This window comes from Coprococcus sp. TF11-13 (genome assembly GCF_003481085.1).
In the GTDB taxonomy this organism is placed as follows: Bacteria; Bacillota; Clostridia; order Lachnospirales; family Lachnospiraceae; genus Coprococcus; species Coprococcus aceti.
Map to the genome: position 1 here is coordinate 1 of NZ_QUKK01000033.1, position 505 is coordinate 505.

The window sequence follows — 505 nt, forward strand, 5'->3', positions numbered from 1 at the left end:
GCAGAGGAAGTTGACCTCTTTTCCGATGATGAAGTGGAAGAAGGCACACAGCCGATTTCGCATGATGATTACGAGCAACTTATCAAGTATCTGGAAAAGAAAAACCCACCTGCCATTCTGCCGATTCAGATTGCGTATTATGCCGGGCTCCGTATCGGAGAAACCTGTGGTCTTACATGGCAGGACATTAACCTTGAGGAACAATGCCTGACCATAAAACGCAGTATCCGCTACGACGGCATAAAACACAAAAACATTATCGGACCAACGAAACGGAAGAAAGTAAGGATTGTTGATTTTGGCGATACTCTGACTGAAATATTAAAAGCTGCCAGAAAGGAACAACTCAAAAACCGGATGCAGTATGGCGAATTATATCACCGCAATTACTACAAAGAAGTTCATGTGAAAAACAGAGTCTATTATGAATACTATCATCTTGACGTAACACAGGAAGTCCCGGCAGATTACAAAGAAATCTCCTTTGTCTGCTTAAGACCGGATG

Annotated in this window: 1 protein-coding gene; it reads left to right on the top strand. The window is 42.6% G+C overall.

What is annotated here, in order from left to right; genetic code table 11:
• Positions 1-505: tyrosine-type recombinase/integrase (locus DXD11_RS14130; protein WP_147360992.1), on the top strand; the 505-nt coding region annotated here is incomplete at both ends.